The sequence below is a fragment of the Klebsiella quasipneumoniae subsp. quasipneumoniae genome (genome assembly GCF_020525925.1).
Taxonomy (GTDB): Bacteria; Pseudomonadota; Gammaproteobacteria; order Enterobacterales; family Enterobacteriaceae; genus Klebsiella; species Klebsiella quasipneumoniae.
Genome location: NZ_CP084876.1, coordinates 5278957 through 5297298 on the forward strand (window position 1 = coordinate 5278957; position 18342 = coordinate 5297298).

Here is an 18342-nt window from a genome sequence, read left to right on the forward strand (position 1 = left end):
GCCGCCGACGGGTACGCCGTCCCGGCCCCACCGCACCGCGGGTCATGAGCCGGTTGCGCAGCCATTTCTGACGCCGCGACAACCGTCGTAGTTTAACGAATAACCACAGCAGATAACATATAACCAGAAGGGTTATAAGCAGTACCGGGGATCCGATGGGATGCAAATGTTAGTTTCCACCCTTCAGCAGACGCATCATATCTTCCTGACGCTCTTCCTCTTCTTCATCTTCGTCATCGTAAGAGAGGCCGAGCTGCTGCATCAGCTCATCAATACGATCCAGTTTGGCATCCACCCAGCTCTGCTCTTCAGCATTCAGGGTACCGCCCTCTTCCAGACGTTCCAGCAGCGCGTCCAGGCGCTCATCATTCTCCAGCAACTCCAGCTCAGCCTGCGGTGAAAGCATAGGTTTCTCGCTCTTTGGTTTATGCTGCTTGGGAGCTGGAGCGCTGCTTTCGCTCACGCCCAGCGGGATTGGTTTTTTGCTGCCCACGCGCGGATCTTGCGCCTGGCGCTGTTTTTTACCCGCTGAAGCCGCATCGCCGCCGTTCGCGCGACTTCCTGCCGCGTGGCCACGATGTTTCTTCTGCCGTTTGCGATCGCGAGCTTCCTGATTTAACTCTTCACGCGACTTGCGGCCGGATTTGCCACGGGTGGCGGATGTCGGTTTTTTCATGGTGTGTAATCTTCAGACAGTATTATTCAGTATAGAATTGAGGCGGAATCTAGCAGAAAGCAAGCAAAGAAAAAAGGCGACAGATTACTCTGTCGCCTTTTTCCTCACTGACCACCCTTAACGGGCTCTTCTTTCCCTGTTCGCTAACGACTTACCCTGTCTTTCCCTTAGCGTCCAACGGTCCCTGTTTCTTCCTTTTCCCTTTGAAACGTTTCCAAAACGCGTGTCATCCTGACAATCCTGTGGTCTTCGCCTCCTGGCGCTTCCTGACCCCTCGTCCTGAGTCCTCATCCTTTTCAGCATCCTCGCCGTTGTGTATTACTTTACCGTGTTGACAAAAATCGACAACCAGTCTGGCCGTTAAAAATCTACTTTCAGATTTCTCTATTTTTATAATTTATTTAGTTTCATATGGTTATGATTTATTGGCCTTATTTTTCTCAGGCATGTCCTATACGAAGAATAGCCAATATCTCACAAAGTGCAGGGTTTTTACTTACAGAACCGGCGTGCGGTAAAAACAGCCTTTTTCTGCTGTTCAGGTATAATCCCTGCCATAGCCTGTTTTAACGGAGACGACCGTCTTGACCAACTGGAATTATCAACTGACGCACTTTGTCACCAGCGCGCCAGATATCCGCCATCTTCCTGCCGATACTGGTATTGAAGTGGCATTCGCCGGCCGCTCCAATGCGGGAAAATCCAGCGCACTGAATACGCTGACCAACCAGAAAAGCCTGGCGCGGACCTCCAAAACGCCCGGACGTACACAGCTGATTAACCTGTTCGAAGTTGCCGAAGGCAAACGCCTGGTCGACCTGCCCGGCTATGGTTATGCGCAAGTCCCGGAAGAGATGAAGATCAAGTGGCAGCGCGCGCTGGGAGAATACCTGGAAAAACGTCTGTGCCTGAAGGGCCTGGTGGTTCTGATGGACATTCGCCACCCGCTTAAAGATCTCGATCAGCAGATGATCCAATGGGCGGTAGAAAGCGATATTCAGGTGCTGGTGCTGCTGACCAAAGCCGATAAGCTCGCCAGCGGCGCGCGTAAAGCGCAAGTGAATATGGTGCGTGAAGCGGTACTGGCCTTCAATGGCGATGTCCAGGTTGAACCCTTCTCCTCGCTGAAAAAATCTGGCGTGGATAAGCTGCGACAGAAGCTGGATAGCTGGTTTAACGAAATCCCACCGCAGGAAGAAGAGCGCGCCGCAGACGAGTAATCGTCACGAACAGCCGGATAAGAGCGTACCGCGCCTTATCCGAGTTCCTCTCCAGAATCAAGCACAAGCGTGTCCTGTTCCTTTGCCACTTTTCTTTCGCGCAATAAAAAACGCCCCGGTCATAAATGACCGGGGCGGCTAAAATATTCAGCCAAATCCGATTACGTGAAGTAAAAGGTCTGAAAGATAGAACATCTTACCTCTGTACCCTACGCGAATAACTCTACTCTTCTTTCGCTCACGGATAAAGCATTTTTTGTAGTTTTTTTTCACTATTTACATAGCAAATTCAAATGATCCTCACAAAACTCTATAAGTTATGTTGCTTACTTACAGAAAATCGCGTTGCGCTTTGTATACTTAGTGCGCTTGATCCCAGTTTTCTCCGCTGCCCACTTCCACCAGCAACGGTACCGCCAGCGTAGTGCTGTTCTCCATCAGTTCGTGGATCTTTTTCGATACGGCATCAAGCTCATCTTTATGCACTTCAAAGACCAGTTCATCGTGAACCTGCATGATCATCCGCACGCGAGGCTTCTCGCTGCGCAGCCATTCATCAACGGCAATCATCGCCCGCTTGATGATATCCGCAGCCGTCCCCTGCATCGGGGCGTTAATCGCCGCACGTTCCGCACCGGCGCGACGAGCGCCATTGCTGGACTTGATATCCGGTAAATAGAGTCGACGGCCATCCAGCGTTTCAACATAACCTTGCTCCTTCGCCTGTGCGCGGGTGCGCTCCATATACTCCAGCACGCCCGGATAACGCTCGAAATAAAGATCCATGTACTTCTGCGCTTCTTTACGCGGGATGTTCAGCTGGCGGGCCAGGCCAAAGGCGCTCATGCCATAGATCAGACCGAAGTTGATAGCTTTCGCACTGCGCCGCTGTTCGCTGCTGACGCTGTCCAGCGGTAAGCCAAACACTTCAGCCGCCGTCGCCCGGTGAATATCCTTCCCTTCCGCGAAGGCGGTCAGCAGGCCTTTATCCCGCGACAGGTGCGCCATAATGCGCAGCTCGATTTGCGAGTAGTCCGCCGAGACAATGACGTAATCTTCCGGCGCGATAAACGCCTGGCGAATACGGCGCCCTTCTTCGTTACGCACCGGAATATTTTGCAGGTTTGGATCGGTAGACGACAAACGGCCAGTGGCGGTAACCGCCTGATGATAGGAGGTATGCACGCGGCCCGTTTTGGGGTTAATCATCAGCGGCAGCTTATCGGTATAGGTCGACTTCAGCTTCGCCAGCCCACGGTACTCCAGAATCACCTTCGGCAACGGGTAATCGAGCGCCAGCTCTTCCAGTACCTCTTCAGAGGTTGACGGCGCGCCGCCCGGCGTCTTCTTCAGCGGTTTGATACCCTGTTTTTCAAACAGGATCGTTTGCAGCTGTTTGGTGGAGGAGAGATTAAACGCTTCCCCGGCGATCTCATGCGCCCGCTGCTCCAGCTCAACCAGGCGCTGGGCAATTTCCTGCGAGTGCGCATGCAGCACGGCGGGGTCGATTTTAACGCCATTGCGCTCAACGCGAGACAGCACCGGCACCAGCGGCATTTCAATGTGCTGGAAGATATTCAGCGGACCTTCATGCTGCTGCAGCTTCGGCCACATTTTCAGATGCAACTGAAGCGTGACGTCGGCGTCTTCCGCCGCGTAGCGACCAGCCTCTTCCAGCGCAATCTGGTTAAAGGTGAGCTGATTCTTACCCTTGCCAGCGATCTCTTCGAAGGTAATCGTTTTATGCTTCAGCCAGCGGTCGGAAAGACTGTCCATATCGTGGCGGCCCGCCACGCTGTCGAGAATGTAAGATTCCAGCATGGTATCGAACGCAATCCCGCGCAGCTCAATGTCGTAATTAGCCAAAATGCCGCGATCGTATTTGAGATTTTGCCCAACCTTGAGCAGCTTCTCATCCTCCAGCAGCGGTTTAAGCAGCGCCAGCACGCGCTCACGCGGGATCTGGTCCGGCGCATCAAGGTAATCATGCGCTACCGGGACATAGGCGGCCACGCCCGGCTCAACAGCGAATGAAAGGCCGACCATGTTGGCGGAGATGTTATCCAGGCTGTCGGTTTCCGTATCAAAGGCAAAGAGCGGCGCCTGCTTCAGCTTATCGATCCAGGTGAGCAGCGTGGCCTCATCAAGGATAGTGACATAGTGTTCTGCTGAAAGTGCAGTAGCGGCTTCAACCTCTTCTTCGGCTTCTGCTGCTGCTGCGCGCACTGCAGGTTTCGCAGCCGGTTTGCCCCCCTTCGCCTGCAGCCATTTCCCGGCTTCAACGTCGGTGGTCCAGCGCTTAAACTCATACTGTCTGAACAGCGCCAGCAGATCGTCTGCCGCCGGCGGCTGCACCTCAAGCTCTTCACAAGTGAGCTCCAGCTCGACGTCGGTTTTGATGGTCGCCAGCTGATAAGAGAGATAAGCCACCTCCTTGTTCTGCTCCAGCTTCGCCGCCATCGTTTTCGCGCCGCGGAAGCTCAGTTCAGCGATTTTCTCCGGTTCCGCATACAGCGTATCGAGGCCGCCAAGGCCTTGCAGCAGCGCCTGGGCGGTCTTTTCGCCCACACCCGGCACGCCAGGAATGTTATCCGAGGAGTCGCCCATCAGCGCCAGGAAATCAATAATCAGCTCCGGCGGGACGCCGTATTTGGTAACCACCTCATCCGGCCCGAGGATAGTGTTGGTCATGGTATTGATCAGGGTGATCCCCGGCGTCACCAGCTGGGCCATGTCTTTATCGCCGGTACTGATCAGCACTGGCCGTCCGGCCCTTTCCGCTTCCCGCGCCAGGGTGCCAATCACATCGTCAGCTTCGACGCCCGGGACCGCCATCAGCGGCAGCCCCATCGCTTTCACCATCTTATGCAACGGCTCAATCTGCGCGCGCAGATCGTCCGGCATCGGCGGGCGATGAGATTTGTAATGTTCGAACAATTCATCACGGAAGGTTTTCCCTTTCGCATCAAAGACCACGACGGCATGAGTCGGTTGATACTGCAGAATCAAACTGCGCAGCATATTCAGTACGCCGTACATAGCCCCGGTGGGCTCCCCTGCGCTGTTAGTCAGCGGCGGAAACGCATGATACGCCCGATAAAGATAGGAGGAGCCGTCAACGAGGATGAGAGGGTTTTCTGGGATCTGAACCATAATTTCCGTGCCTGTTTATCAGATTATGGATAAAGGATGCCACAGACGGGCATGAAATCCTGAATTTTTCCCGCATTTCGCGGAAAAGATTCAACGATCGTCGCGATCGCGCGACAACTTAGCTTGTGGATAACTTTGTGCATAGTTTTACAACGTCAGCTTATCCGCCCCGGGAAATAAATGAATAAATAGTATTAATTACTATTTATCAATCACTTAAAAACAGATCAGCGATCCTGGCATTAATTTGATGACCTAATCTTCCATGTGGATAGAAGATCCTTGTTTTTTTCTGTTCTGGTAAGACCCGTCATTTGCCGCGTTTTCTGGTAAAATCAGCCCCTTGCGCAGCTTAAAGGCGCTCTTTGTCAGCCTAACTTTCTGAATAAACTAACTATGTCGAGATTACTCGCTGCGATAACACTTCCGCTGAGTATCGCCTTAACCATCTTAGTCACCGTTATCTGCTCTGTACCGATCATCGTCGCCGGGCTGATTAAACTGCTGGTCCCCATTCCAGCGGTATGGCGCTCTATATCCGTTTTTTGCAATTTTATGATGTACTGCTGGTGCGAAGGGCTGGCGCTGCTGTTGCATCTCAATCCCTGGCTAAAATGGGACGTCCAGGGTCTGGAAGGCCTGAACAAAAAGAACTGGTATCTGCTGATCAGCAACCACCACAGCTGGGCAGATATCGTGGTGCTGTGCGTACTGTTCCGCAAGCATATTCCGATGAATAAGTACTTCCTTAAACAACAGCTGGCGTGGGTACCGTTCATCGGTCTCGCCTGCTGGGCGCTGGATATGCCTTTTATGCGCCGCTATTCGCGTAGCTATCTTATTCGTCACCCGGAACGCCGTGGTAAAGATGTCGAAACCACCCGCCGTTCATGTGAGAAATTCCGCTCACATCCGACGACTATCGTCAATTTCGTGGAAGGCTCGCGTTTTACCGACGCAAAAAAGCGCGAGACGCGCTCCCCTTACCACAATCTTTTACCACCGAAAGCGGCAGGTATTGCCATGGCGCTCAATGTTCTCGGTTCGCAGTTCGATAAACTGCTGAACGTTACGCTGTGCTACCCGGAAAATAATGCAAGGCCGTTTTACGACATGTTAAGCGGCCGACTGACGCGCATTGTGGTTCGTATCAATCTGGTACCGATTGGCGAGGAGCTACACGGCGATTACGTCAACGATAAGAACTTTAAGCGTGGCTTCCAGCGCTGGCTGAATGGGCTGTGGGAAGAGAAAGACCGTCAGTTAACTGACATCATGCGGGACAAAGAAAGGACGCCACGGTAAAACAGATAGAGTAACGCCGGTCAGTGACCGGCGTTTTTTTTATTTCTTCTCAACCAGCTGCTTCACGGTATCCGCATACTGAGCGACGAAGACATCCATATTGCTGGTGTCCATCCCCTGCGGGTTCAGCTGGTACTTACCATTGACGTACATAGCCGGTACCCCCTGCAGCTGCAGATCGGCTGCCGCTTTCTCCTGCTGAGCGACCAGAGATTTCACCACGAAGCTGTTCCATGCGGCATCGTAGTCTTCCCCTTTCACGCCAGCGTCGACGAACACTTTACGAATGTCAGCCAGGCTCTGCACGATCTGGTTTTTCTGCACCGCTTCGAACATCGGCGCCGTAATTTTATCTTCAACGCCCAGCGCGATGGCAACAGCCCATGCCTGCGTCAGCTCCTTGCCCAGCGGCCCCAGGAACTCGACGTGGTATTTGGTCATTTTGGTGCCTTCTGGCAGTTTCTGGCGCACGCTGTCAGAGACATGCAGCACTTCTTCAAACTGATAGCAGTGCGGGCAGTAGAATGAAAAGAACTCAAGCACCTGTGGCTCGCCAGCAACCGGCTTATCAAGGGTGATGTACTGCTTGCCGTCGGTGATCTGGGCAGCGGATGCACTAAAAGCCAGAATCATACCAGCCAGCGCCAGCCAAACTTTTTTCATGATTTACTCTCTCCTGGATATATCACATTAATACATTGGCGTTAACTGAAGCGGGGGTTCCTGTAGAACCTTCACCTGCTCGAGAAAAGTAGACGTCTGCCCTCGCCAGTAATCCTCCCCGGTTAACCAGGGGAAATTAACCGGGAAAGCCGGATCGTCCCAGCGTCTGAGCAACCACGCCAGATAATAAACCAGTCGCATGGCGCGTAAAGGTTCAATAAGCGCGATTTCATCGCTGTTAAAGGGGCTGAATTCCTCATAGGCCTCGACGATGGTCTCCAGCTGCATACGCTGTTCAGCCTTATCGCCGTTGAGCAGCATCCACAGATCCTGAATCGCCGGGCCGGTTCGCGCATCGTCTAAGTCAACAAACAGCGGCCCATCGCGCCAGAGGATATTGCCTGCATGGCAGTCACCATGCAGGCGCAAAGTAGTCCCGCCGCCGTGCCATTGGGTCATGACGGCAGCGATGAGTTTATCGGTCGCCTTCAGGAAATCGGCCTTCAGGCCTGACGGGATAAGCGTCGACTGTTCAAATACCTGGCGCGGTTCCAGCAGATACTCCTGCACGCCAATCTCCGGACGCGCAGAAAAGCGCTGTTTGCGCCCGGTCTGGTGCAGGCGCCCAAGATAACGGCCAACCCACTCCATCTGATCAAGGTTATCCGCCTCGAACTGTCGGCCGCCAAGGCTTGGGAAAACGGCAAAATAAAATCCCTGATGCTGATGAAGCGTACTGTCGTTAAATAACAGCGGCGCAGCAACGGGCACTTCATCTTCTACAAGCTGAAGCGCAAACTGGTGTTCTTCAAGGATCTGCGCTGCCGACCAGCGCTCAGGACGATAGAACTTCACCACATAGCGATGACGCTCTTCGTCCTGGAACTGATAAACGCGGTTCTCATAGCTGTTCAGCGGGGTAAGACCGGAGTCCACCCGCATACCCAGATCGAATAATCCATCGATAATGGTATCCGGGCGAAGCGTCTGAAAAGTAAAAGCCTTATCGTGCATCCTGACATCCGATAATCGTACGAATAGTTCAGGATATCATCTCATTGCGCTTTACGCGGCAGCGCTTACAACCTTTTACTCTTTTATTACGCCGCGGGCGCGCAACAGCGCGGTTTTAAAGTCCTCTTCATAATCCTTCTGAATACCCGGGATGACAGCATCTTTTGAAGAATCACGCATCTTCAGGTGATAGATCAGAATATCGTCGGAAAGATCGCTCAGTTCGCCATCATAGCCGGCCTCTTTCGCCAGCTTCTGCAAAAATTGCATCAGGTTCAGTTCAGGCTCTTTCTGCCAGGCGGGCTGGAGGAGTTCAATTACTTCATTCAGACGTTTACATTTCATGGTCATGCTCCTTACTCTTGATAGGGACAAGTTAACAGGGTCAATCCCACAATGAAAGAGGCGATATTCATATGCAAAGCGAGGCGATAACCGGCGTCGTGCTGGCGGGCGGCAGGGCCACGCGAATGGGCGGCATTGATAAAGGATTACAGTTGCTCAATGGACGTCCTCTCTGGCGACACGTCGCGGAGGCATTAGCTCCGCAGGTAGATGAGTTAGTGATTAGCGCCAACCGTCACCTTACGCAGTGGCAAGCCAGTGGATATCCGGTGTTTCGTGATACGCAGGCGGGGTACCCGGGTCCTTTAGCCGGTATGCTTGCTGTGATGCAGCAGGTCGCGAGTCCATGGTTTGTTTTTTGCCCCTGCGACACGCCCTTCATTCCGTCATTTTTAGTTGAGCGCTTTATCCAGCAAAAAAGCGCTGCGCCGGTGGTTTGGGCCCATGACGGCGAACGGGATCATCCCGCCGTTGCGCTGGCGCATCGGCAAATTATTCCGCATCTGGAGGCCTATCTTGCCAGCGGCGAACGCCGGGTAATGGTGTTCATGCGCCAGATGGGCGGCCATCCGGTTAGCTTCAGCGAGGTAAAATCGGCTTTTATGAATGTGAATACGCTCGAGGATTTGCAACGTATGCAGGAGCCATCATGATCCCGCTATTAGCGATTGCCGCCTGGAGCGGTACAGGGAAAACGACATTATTAAAGCGTCTCATTCCTGAGCTGTGCGCTCAAGGATTACGCCCTGGTCTGATCAAGCATACCCATCATGATATGGACGTGGATAAGCCGGGCAAAGATAGCTATGAATTGCGCAAGGCGGGCGCTGCGCAAACCATTGTCGCCAGCGAACAGCGGTGGGCGCTGATGACCGAAACACCCGAGAAGCCGGAATTAGATCTCACATGGCTGGTCAGTCGAATGGATGCCAGCAGACTGGACCTTGTTTTGGTCGAGGGTTTCAAGCATGAAGCAGTGCCTAAGATCCTGCTTTTTCGGCAAAACAGCGGCCATCGTGTGGAAGAGTTAACGATGGATGATCATACCATCGCCGTGGCCAGCGATGTATCGATCGCGACCTCACTTCCGCTGTTGGATTTAAATAATATTCCGCAGATTGCGACATTTATTGTCGGCTGGTTAGCGAAGCAGTAGCAGAACTTCAGGCGATATTTTTCCCTGAGTCAGTGCTGCATAGCTTGTCCGCGCCACAGGGGCGTAGCCCCATGTCGAATCCGTAGCCCCGGTAAGCGCAGCGCCACCGGGGGAGGCATACCCCACACAGCAAAAAACCCCGCACCTTTCGGAACGGGGTTCTTTTTAAACGCAAAAACAAAAAGCTCAGTCTTTCGACTGAGCTTTCTGCTTTATTTGATGCCTGGCAGTTCCCTACTCTCACATGGGGAGACCCCACACTACCATCGGCGCTACGGCGTTTCACTTCTGAGTTCGGCATGGGGTCAGGTGGGACCACCGCGCTAGTGCCGCCAGGCAAATTCTGTTTTATCAACACGTCCTGCGGACGCATCGACTAATCTGTATCGAAGCTGAAAATCTTCTCTCAATCCGCCAAAACATCTTCGGCGTTGTAAGGTTAAGCCTCACGGTTCATTAGTACCGGTTAGCTCAACGCATCGCTGCGCTTACACACCCGGCCTATCAACGTCGTCGTCTTCAACGTTCCTTCAGGAGACTTATAGTCTCAGGGAGAACTCATCTCGGGGCAAGTTTCGTGCTTAGATGCTTTCAGCACTTATCTCTTCCGCATTTAGCTACCGGGCAGTGCCATTGGCATGACAACCCGAACACCAGTGATGCGTCCACTCCGGTCCTCTCGTACTAGGAGCAGCCCCCCTCAATTCTCCAGCGCCCACGGCAGATAGGGACCGAACTGTCTCACGACGTTCTAAACCCAGCTCGCGTACCACTTTAAATGGCGAACAGCCATACCCTTGGGACCTACTTCAGCCCCAGGATGTGATGAGCCGACATCGAGGTGCCAAACACCGCCGTCGATATGAACTCTTGGGCGGTATCAGCCTGTTATCCCCGGAGTACCTTTTATCCGTTGAGCGATGGCCCTTCCATTCAGAACCACCGGATCACTATGACCTGCTTTCGCACCTGCTCGCGCCGTCACGCTCGCAGTCAAGCTAGCTTATGCCATTGCACTAACCTCCTGATGTCCGACCAGGATTAGCTAACCTTCGTGCTCCTCCGTTACGCTTTGGGAGGAGACCGCCCCAGTCAAACTACCCACCAGACACTGTCCGCAACCCCGATTAGGGGCCCACGTTAGAACATCAAACATTAAAGGGTGGTATTTCAAGGTTGGCTCCACGCAGACTGGCGTCCACGCTTCAAAGCCTCCCACCTATCCTACACATCAAGGCTCAATGTTCAGTGTCAAGCTATAGTAAAGGTTCACGGGGTCTTTCCGTCTTGCCGCGGGTACACTGCATCTTCACAGCGAGTTCAATTTCACTGAGTCTCGGGTGGAGACAGCCTGGCCATCATTACGCCATTCGTGCAGGTCGGAACTTACCCGACAAGGAATTTCGCTACCTTAGGACCGTTATAGTTACGGCCGCCGTTTACCGGGGCTTCGATCAAGAGCTTCTCCTTACGGATAACCCCATCAATTAACCTTCCGGCACCGGGCAGGCGTCACACCGTATACGTCCACTTTCGTGTTTGCACAGTGCTGTGTTTTTAATAAACAGTTGCAGCCAGCTGGTATCTTCGACTGGTCTCAGCTCCATCCGCAGGGACTTCACCTACACACCAGCGTGCCTTCTCCCGAAGTTACGGCACCATTTTGCCTAGTTCCTTCACCCGAGTTCTCTCAAGCGCCTTGGTATTCTCTACCTGACCACCTGTGTCGGTTTGGGGTACGATTTGATGTTACCTGATGCTTAGAGGCTTTTCCTGGAAGCAGGGCATTTGTTACTTCAGCACCGTAGTGCCTCGTCATCACACCTCAGCCTTGATTATCCGGATTTGCCTGGATAACCAGCCTACATGCTTAAACCGGGACAACCGTCGCCCGGCTAACATAGCCTTCTCCGTCCCCCCTTCGCAGTAACACCAAGTACAGGAATATTAACCTGTTTCCCATCGACTACGCCTTTCGGCCTCGCCTTAGGGGTCGACTCACCCTGCCCCGATTAACGTTGGACAGGAACCCTTGGTCTTCCGGCGAGCGGGCTTTTCACCCGCTTTATCGTTACTTATGTCAGCATTCGCACTTCTGATACCTCCAGCAACCCTCACAGGTCACCTTCGCAGGCTTACAGAACGCTCCCCTACCCAACAACACATCGTGTCGCTGCCGCAGCTTCGGTGCATGGTTTAGCCCCGTTACATCTTCCGCGCAGGCCGACTCGACCAGTGAGCTATTACGCTTTCTTTAAATGATGGCTGCTTCTAAGCCAACATCCTGGCTGTCTGTGCCTTCCCACATCGTTTCCCACTTAACCATGACTTTGGGACCTTAGCTGGCGGTCTGGGTTGTTTCCCTCTTCACGACGGACGTTAGCACCCGCCGTGTGTCTCCCGTGATAACATTCTTCGGTATTCGTAGTTTGCATCGGGTTGGTAAGTCGGGATGACCCCCTAGCCGAAACAGTGCTCTACCCCCGAAGATGAGTTCACGAGGCGCTACCTAAATAGCTTTCGGGGAGAACCAGCTATCTCCCGGTTTGATTGGCCTTTCACCCCCAGCCACAAGTCATCCGCTAATTTTTCAACATTAGTCGGTTCGGTCCTCCAGTTAGTGTTACCCAACCTTCAACCTGCCCATGGCTAGATCACCGGGTTTCGGGTCTATACCCTGCAACTTAACGCCCAGTTAAGACTCGGTTTCCCTGCGGCTCCCCTATACGGTTAACCTTGCTACAGAATATAAGTCGCTGACCCATTATACAAAAGGTACGCAGTCACACCCGAAGGTGCTCCCACTGCTTGTACGTACACGGTTTCAGGTTCTTTTTCACTCCCCTCGCCGGGGTTCTTTTCGCCTTTCCCTCACGGTACTGGTTCACTATCGGTCAGTCAGGAGTATTTAGCCTTGGAGGATGGTCCCCCCATATTCAGACAGGATACCACGTGTCCCGCCCTACTCTTCGAGTTCACAACCTGTGCATTTTGGTGTACGGGACTATCACCCTGTACCGTCGGACTTTCCAGACCGTTCCACTAACACACAAGCTGATTCAGACTCTGGGCTGCTCCCCGTTCGCTCGCCGCTACTGGGGGAATCTCGGTTGATTTCTTTTCCTCGGGGTACTTAGATGTTTCAGTTCCCCCGGTTCGCCTCGTTAACCTATGTATTCAGTTAACGATAGTGCAACGAATTGCACTGGGTTTCCCCATTCGGACATCGCCGGTTATAACGGTTCATATCACCTTACCGACGCTTTTCGCAGATTAGCACGTCCTTCATCGCCTCTGACTGCCAGGGCATCCACCGTGTACGCTTAGTCGCTTAACCTCACAACCCGAAGATGTTTCGTAAAACATCATCGTGTCGCGAAAATTTGAGAGACTCGAACACACATTAACTGTGTGTCGTTTCAATTTTCAGCTTGATCCAGATTTTTAAAGAGCAAATATCTCAAACGTCACCCGAAGATGAGTTTTGAGATATATCGGTACGCGTCTTTCACTCACGAACCAGCAAGTGGCGTCCCCTAGGGGATTCGAACCCCTGTTACCGCCGTGAAAGGGCGGTGTCCTGGGCCTCTAGACGAAGGGGACACTGAAGTCTCAATCGCAAGACGCCTTGCTTCTCTACTTTCATCAGACAATCTGTGTGAGCACTACAAAGGCAGGTTCTTTAAGGTAAGGAGGTGATCCAACCGCAGGTTCCCCTACGGTTACCTTGTTACGACTTCACCCCAGTCATGAATCACAAAGTGGTAAGCGCCCTCCCGAAGGTTAAGCTACCTACTTCTTTTGCAACCCACTCCCATGGTGTGACGGGCGGTGTGTACAAGGCCCGGGAACGTATTCACCGTAGCATTCTGATCTACGATTACTAGCGATTCCGACTTCATGGAGTCGAGTTGCAGACTCCAATCCGGACTACGACATACTTTATGAGGTCCGCTTGCTCTCGCGAGGTCGCTTCTCTTTGTATATGCCATTGTAGCACGTGTGTAGCCCTGGTCGTAAGGGCCATGATGACTTGACGTCATCCCCACCTTCCTCCAGTTTATCACTGGCAGTCTCCTTTGAGTTCCCGGCCTAACCGCTGGCAACAAAGGATAAGGGTTGCGCTCGTTGCGGGACTTAACCCAACATTTCACAACACGAGCTGACGACAGCCATGCAGCACCTGTCTCACAGTTCCCGAAGGCACCAAAGCATCTCTGCTAAGTTCTGTGGATGTCAAGACCAGGTAAGGTTCTTCGCGTTGCATCGAATTAAACCACATGCTCCACCGCTTGTGCGGGCCCCCGTCAATTCATTTGAGTTTTAACCTTGCGGCCGTACTCCCCAGGCGGTCGATTTAACGCGTTAGCTCCGGAAGCCACGCCTCAAGGGCACAACCTCCAAATCGACATCGTTTACGGCGTGGACTACCAGGGTATCTAATCCTGTTTGCTCCCCACGCTTTCGCACCTGAGCGTCAGTCTTTGTCCAGGGGGCCGCCTTCGCCACCGGTATTCCTCCAGATCTCTACGCATTTCACCGCTACACCTGGAATTCTACCCCCCTCTACAAGACTCTAGCCTGCCAGTTTCGAATGCAGTTCCCAGGTTGAGCCCGGGGATTTCACATCCGACTTGACAGACCGCCTGCGTGCGCTTTACGCCCAGTAATTCCGATTAACGCTTGCACCCTCCGTATTACCGCGGCTGCTGGCACGGAGTTAGCCGGTGCTTCTTCTGCGGGTAACGTCAATCGACAAGGTTATTAACCTTATCGCCTTCCTCCCCGCTGAAAGTGCTTTACAACCCGAAGGCCTTCTTCACACACGCGGCATGGCTGCATCAGGCTTGCGCCCATTGTGCAATATTCCCCACTGCTGCCTCCCGTAGGAGTCTGGACCGTGTCTCAGTTCCAGTGTGGCTGGTCATCCTCTCAGACCAGCTAGGGATCGTCGCCTAGGTGAGCCGTTACCCCACCTACTAGCTAATCCCATCTGGGCACATCTGATGGCATGAGGCCCGAAGGTCCCCCACTTTGGTCTTGCGACGTTATGCGGTATTAGCTACCGTTTCCAGTAGTTATCCCCCTCCATCAGGCAGTTTCCCAGACATTACTCACCCGTCCGCCGCTCGTCACCCGAGAGCAAGCTCTCTGTGCTACCGCTCGACTTGCATGTGTTAGGCCTGCCGCCAGCGTTCAATCTGAGCCATGATCAAACTCTTCAATTTAAGTTTGATGCTCAAAGAATTAAACTTCGTAATGAATTACGTGTTCACTCTTGAGACTTGGTATTCATTTTTCGTCCGAGGACGTTAAGAATCCATGTCACTTTGAGTGCCCACACAGATTGTCTGATAAATTGTTAAAGAGCAGTGCCGCTTCGTTTTTCGCTGCGGCGCGGGGGTGTGCATATTACACTTTCCCGCTGCAGAGTCAAGCATTTATTTTCGCTTTTCTCTGCGAGGTTCTCACCGGAACCCCGCTGACCCGGCGGCTTGCTTGCCGTTGTTCCGTGTCAGTGGAGGCGCATTATAGGGAGTAATTCTGAGGTGACAAGGGGAAATGCAAAAAAACTTTTCAACCGTCTCTTTTTTCAACAATGCGGCGAGGAATGTCGCAAAAAACCGCCGTTTTGCTGTTTTAACCGACGAAACGGGGCGCCTGGTGGCATACTGTTAGTGTAGAGAAAAGAAAGGAACGGCATTTATGTCTTTAAGCGCACAGCAACTGGCGGCACAAAAGAACATCTCCTGGGTACTGGCCGAGAAGCTCGCCCAAAAGATACTGACTGGCGAATATCAGCCGGAAAGCATTCTTCCCGGCGAAATGGAGTTAGGGGAGCAGTTCGGCGTGAGTCGTACCGCCGTCCGCGAAGCGGTGAAGACGCTGACTGCAAAAGGCATGCTGCTGCCCCGCCCTCGCATTGGCACCCGGGTAATGCCGCGCAGCAGCTGGAACTTCCTGGATAAGGAACTGCTCTCCTGGTGGCTCACGGAAGATAACTTCGAAGAGGTGGTGAGCCACTTTCTCGTCATGCGCAGCAGCCTGGAGCCACAGGCCTGTTTCCTCGCCGCCGCCCACGGCACCGCAGAGCAGAAAGCGCAACTCAATACCCTAATGGAAGAGATGATTGCCCTGAAACGTCATTTTCAGCGCGATCGCTGGATAGACGTCGATATGGCCTGGCATGAACATATCTATGAAATGAGCGGCAATCCTTTCCTCAGCTCATTCGCTTCTTTATTTCATTCCGTCTACCACACCTACTTCACGTCGATTACGCAAAATGAAGTCGTGAAGCTCGATCTCCACCAGGCGATCGTCGATGCCATTCTCAATAGCGATGCGCCAGGTGCCTTGCTCGCCTGCCAGGCGCTGCTGAACGCCCCACACCACGTAAATCAATAACAAGGATTTGGCATGAGCGGAAAAAAAGGGCGCAGCATGGCAGGCCTGCCGTGGATCGCGGCGATGGCCTTCTTTATGCAGGCGCTGGATGCCACCATTCTTAACACCGCCCTCCCGGCTATCGCCCACAGTCTTAATCGTTCTCCCTTAGCGATGCAGTCGGCCATCATCAGCTATACGCTGACGGTGGCGATGTTGATCCCGGTCAGCGGCTGGCTGGCCGATCGCTTCGGCACGCGCCGGGTCTTTATCATCGCCGTTAGCCTGTTTACTCTCGGCTCCCTCGCCTGCGCGCTCTCGAGTTCATTAACGGAGCTGGTCATTTTTCGCGTTATTCAGGGGGTCGGCGGGGCGATGATGATGCCGGTGGCGAGGCTAGCCCTCCTGCGCGCCTATCCGCGCAGCGAACTGCTGCCGGTACTGAACTTTGTCACCATGCCGGGACTGGTAGGACCGATTCTGGGCCCGGTTCTCGGCGGGGTATTTGTGACCTGGGCCAGCTGGCATTGGATTTTCCTGATAAACATTCCCATCGGCGTGATCGGCATTCTGTATGCCCGTAAATATATGCCAAATTTCACAACGCCGCGCCGACGCTTCGATATAACCGGTTTTCTGTTATTTGGCTTAAGCCTGGTGTTATTTTCCAGCGGTATTGAACTGTTTGGCGAAAAAATCGTGGCGACATGGCTGGCGCTGGCGGTGATCGCCGTCAGTCTGATACTGCTCATGGCCTATGTCCGTCACGCGCGCCGCCATCCTGCGCCGCTGATCTCGCTCTCTTTATTTAAAACCCATACGTTCTCGGTCGGCATTGCCGGCAACCTTGCCACGCGGTTGGGTACCGGCTGCGTACCTTTTCTGATGCCGCTCATGCTGCAGGTTGGCTTTGGCTATCCGGCCATTATCGCCGGCTGTATGATCGCCCCCACCGCTATCGGCTCGATTATTGCGAAATCTACCGTTACCCAGGTGCTGCGCTGGTTTGGCTATCGTAAGACCCTGGTGGGGATCACCGTGTTTATTGGCCTTATGATTGCCCAGTTCTCGCTGCAGTCGCCAGAAATGCCGCTGTGGATGCTGCTTCTGCCGCTGTTCGTGCTGGGGATGGCGATGTCCACGCAGTTTACCGCCATGAATACCATTACCCTGGCCGATCTGACGGATGACAATGCCAGCAGCGGCAATAGCCTGCTGGCAGTCACCCAGCAGCTTTCCATCAGTCTCGGAGTGGCCATCAGCGCTGCGGTGCTGCGCTTCTATGAAGGTTTTGACAGCGCCAGCACCGTAGAGCAGTTTCACTACACCTTTATTACCATGGGCGTGATAACCATCGTGTCGGCGCTGATGTTTATGCTGTTGAGAGCGAAGGATGGCCGCAACCTGATTAGCGAGCGGCACAAACGCTAAGCGGAACCGCGGACCACCAGCTCCGGGGTTAACTGTACGCGCTGCTGTTTTTGCTGCGGGTCGGCCATGCGATGGATCAGCACGTCGATGGCCAGTTCCCCCAGCTCATCTTTCGGCTGGTGAATGGTGGTTAACGGCGGCGTCATATAGCGAGCCAGTTCAATATCATCGTAACCCACCAGCGCCATATCCTGCGGGATCTGCAACCCGGCCTGGTATAACGCCTGATAAGCGCCAACCGCCATGGCGTCGTTACCGACAAACACCGCCTGCGGCCGCTGCGGCAACGCCAGCAGCTGCTGCATCGCGCTAAATCCGCCGCCAAACTCAAAATCACTGGTCACCACGTATCCCTCGGCTACGGGCAGAGCGCAGCGCGCCATCGCGGCATGGTAACCTTCAAGGCGCAGACGCGCCGGGGTTTTATCCAGCGGGCCGGCAATGCAGGCAATGTGTGAATACCCTTGATCGATCAGGTACTGGGTCGCCATATCGCCACCGAGCAGCGAGTTATCCTGAATCAGATCGCTATCGCCATCAAACGGCGCCCAGTCCATCATGACCGTCGGAACCGACGGATAGCGCTGCATAATTTCCGGGGAGGGTTGGTGGGTCTCAGTGCACAGCAGCAGTAATCCATCGACGCGTTTTTGCATTAACGTCTCCAGATTACGATTCATTCGCTGCTCATCACCTTCCGTATTACAGAGTACGAGACTATAACCCCGCTCAAAGCAGCTGCGCTCCACGCCCCGCACCAGCTCGGAATAAAACGGATTGGTACTGGCGGTGATCAGCATGCCGATGGTGCGGGTTTGATTAAGCTTGAGGCTACGCGCCAGCGCCGAGGGGGCGTAGTTGAGGCTTTTGATCGCGGCGTCGACTTTGGCGGTAATCGCCTCGCTGACAAAGCGGTCCTTATTGATGACGTGTGACACCGTCGATGTGGAAACGCCCGCGACGCGGGCCACATCTTTCATCGTAGCCAAGCA

The 18342-nt window shown here is 53.6% G+C and carries 13 protein-coding genes, 1 tRNA gene and 3 rRNA genes; 6 read left to right on the forward strand and 11 right to left on the reverse strand.

From position 1 onward, the window contains the following. Positions 1 to 169 precede the first annotated feature (169 nt). Positions 170 to 676, reverse strand: a complete 507-nt coding sequence (yihI, locus tag LGM20_RS25250) for a Der GTPase-activating protein YihI (RefSeq protein ID WP_002882743.1) — start codon at positions 674 to 676, stop codon at positions 170 to 172. 584 nt (positions 677 to 1260) lie between these two features. Here yihI and yihA point away from each other — a divergent pair. Beyond that, a complete protein-coding gene (yihA, locus tag LGM20_RS25255) occupies positions 1261 to 1896 on the forward strand; it encodes a ribosome biogenesis GTP-binding protein YihA/YsxC (RefSeq protein ID WP_023291493.1) in 636 nt (211 codons plus the stop codon). 147 nt (positions 1897 to 2043) lie between these two features. Here the strand turns inward: yihA and LGM20_RS26720 are convergent, their stop codons facing one another. Together LGM20_RS26720 and polA are read right to left on the reverse strand one after the other, a co-directional pair. Beyond that, entirely contained in the window at positions 2044 to 2091 is a 48-nt protein-coding gene (locus LGM20_RS26720; RefSeq protein ID WP_071892919.1) for a small protein SpfP, read from the reverse strand. A 165-nt stretch (positions 2092 to 2256) separates the two neighbouring features. Continuing rightward, entirely contained in the window at positions 2257 to 5049 is a 2793-nt protein-coding gene (gene polA / locus LGM20_RS25260) for a DNA polymerase I (protein ID WP_044520853.1), read from the reverse strand. A 396-nt stretch (positions 5050 to 5445) separates the two neighbouring features. Here polA and LGM20_RS25265 point away from each other — a divergent pair, with 396 nt between their 5' ends. Next, entirely contained in the window at positions 5446 to 6354 is a 909-nt protein-coding gene (locus LGM20_RS25265) for an acyltransferase (protein ID WP_023291491.1), read from the forward strand. A 39-nt stretch (positions 6355 to 6393) separates the two neighbouring features. On the opposite strand, the gene dsbA is transcribed toward LGM20_RS25265, so the two are convergent. The 3 genes from dsbA to LGM20_RS25280 all read right to left on the reverse strand — a co-directional run bounded on the left by dsbA (position 6394) and on the right by LGM20_RS25280 (position 8376). Next, complete coding sequence (gene dsbA / locus LGM20_RS25270; RefSeq protein ID WP_044520852.1) at positions 6394 to 7017, reverse strand: thiol:disulfide interchange protein DsbA; 624 nt, start codon at positions 7015 to 7017, stop codon at positions 6394 to 6396. 27 nt (positions 7018 to 7044) lie between these two features. Then, positions 7045 to 8031: a serine/threonine protein kinase gene (locus LGM20_RS25275; protein ID WP_004203612.1), complete on the reverse strand. Its 987-nt coding sequence runs from the start codon at positions 8029 to 8031 to the stop codon at positions 7045 to 7047. Positions 8032 to 8106: 75 nt separating this feature from the next. Continuing rightward, positions 8107 to 8376 (reverse strand): YihD family protein, encoded by a 270-nt coding sequence (locus LGM20_RS25280; RefSeq protein ID WP_002882612.1) that lies wholly within the window; start codon positions 8374 to 8376, stop codon positions 8107 to 8109. 71 nt (positions 8377 to 8447) lie between these two features. Between LGM20_RS25280 and mobA the strand changes: the two genes are divergently transcribed. Together mobA and mobB are read left to right on the forward strand one after the other, a co-directional pair. After that, a complete protein-coding gene (mobA, locus tag LGM20_RS25285) occupies positions 8448 to 9029 on the forward strand; it encodes a molybdenum cofactor guanylyltransferase MobA (protein WP_023291489.1) in 582 nt (193 codons plus the stop codon). Continuing rightward, positions 9026 to 9532, forward strand: a complete 507-nt coding sequence (gene mobB, locus LGM20_RS25290; RefSeq protein ID WP_023291488.1) for a molybdopterin-guanine dinucleotide biosynthesis protein MobB — start codon at positions 9026 to 9028, stop codon at positions 9530 to 9532. Before mobA ends, mobB begins: the two co-directional genes overlap by 4 nt. A 221-nt stretch (positions 9533 to 9753) precedes the next feature. On the opposite strand, the gene rrf is transcribed toward mobB, so the two are convergent. The 4 genes from rrf to LGM20_RS25310 form a co-directional block, all read right to left on the reverse strand. Continuing rightward, positions 9754 to 9869: ribosomal RNA gene (gene rrf, locus LGM20_RS25295) — 5S ribosomal RNA — on the reverse strand. A gap of 98 nt (positions 9870 to 9967) precedes the next feature. Next, positions 9968 to 12869: ribosomal RNA gene (locus LGM20_RS25300) — 23S ribosomal RNA — on the reverse strand. Positions 12870 to 13059: 190 nt separating this feature from the next. After that, positions 13060 to 13135 (reverse strand) — tRNA-Glu (locus tag LGM20_RS25305). Between the two features lie 85 nt (positions 13136 to 13220). After that, positions 13221 to 14760 (reverse strand): 16S ribosomal RNA (locus LGM20_RS25310). The 16S, 23S and 5S rRNA genes sit together here with 1 tRNA gene alongside, the layout of an rRNA operon. 478 nt (positions 14761 to 15238) lie before the next feature. Between LGM20_RS25310 and LGM20_RS25315 the strand changes: the two genes are divergently transcribed. After that, entirely contained in the window at positions 15239 to 15940 is a 702-nt protein-coding gene (locus LGM20_RS25315) for a FadR/GntR family transcriptional regulator (RefSeq protein WP_023291487.1), read from the forward strand. A 12-nt stretch (positions 15941 to 15952) separates the two neighbouring features. After that, on the forward strand, positions 15953 to 17350 hold the full coding sequence (mdtD, locus tag LGM20_RS25320) for a multidrug transporter subunit MdtD (RefSeq protein ID WP_044525114.1): 1398 nt from the start codon (positions 15953 to 15955) through the stop codon (positions 17348 to 17350). On the opposite strand, the gene rbsR is transcribed toward mdtD, so the two are convergent. Further along, on the reverse strand, positions 17347 to 18339 hold the full coding sequence (gene rbsR / locus LGM20_RS25325; protein ID WP_087672188.1) for a ribose operon transcriptional repressor RbsR: 993 nt from the start codon (positions 18337 to 18339) through the stop codon (positions 17347 to 17349). The two genes, mdtD and rbsR, sit on opposite strands and share 4 nt — an antisense overlap. Positions 18340 to 18342 lie beyond the last annotated feature (3 nt).

Coding starts and splice junctions, on each gene's coding strand:
- yihI (WP_002882743.1), bottom strand. CDS start 676: ATGAAAAAACCGACATCCGCCACCCGTGGCAAATCCGGCCGCAAGTCG.
- polA (WP_044520853.1), bottom strand. CDS start 5,049: ATGGTTCAGATCCCAGAAAACCCTCTCATCCTCGTTGACGGCTCCTCC.
- LGM20_RS25265 (WP_023291491.1), top strand. CDS start 5,446: ATGTCGAGATTACTCGCTGCGATAACACTTCCGCTGAGTATCGCCTTA.
- dsbA (WP_044520852.1), bottom strand. CDS start 7,017: ATGAAAAAAGTTTGGCTGGCGCTGGCTGGTATGATTCTGGCTTTTAGT.
- LGM20_RS25275 (WP_004203612.1), bottom strand. CDS start 8,031: ATGCACGATAAGGCTTTTACTTTTCAGACGCTTCGCCCGGATACCATT.
- LGM20_RS25280 (WP_002882612.1), bottom strand. CDS start 8,376: ATGAAATGTAAACGTCTGAATGAAGTAATTGAACTCCTCCAGCCCGCC.
- mobA (WP_023291489.1), top strand. CDS start 8,448: ATGCAAAGCGAGGCGATAACCGGCGTCGTGCTGGCGGGCGGCAGGGCC.
- mobB (WP_023291488.1), top strand. CDS start 9,026: ATGATCCCGCTATTAGCGATTGCCGCCTGGAGCGGTACAGGGAAAACG.
- LGM20_RS25315 (WP_023291487.1), top strand. CDS start 15,239: ATGTCTTTAAGCGCACAGCAACTGGCGGCACAAAAGAACATCTCCTGG.
- mdtD (WP_044525114.1), top strand. CDS start 15,953: ATGAGCGGAAAAAAAGGGCGCAGCATGGCAGGCCTGCCGTGGATCGCG.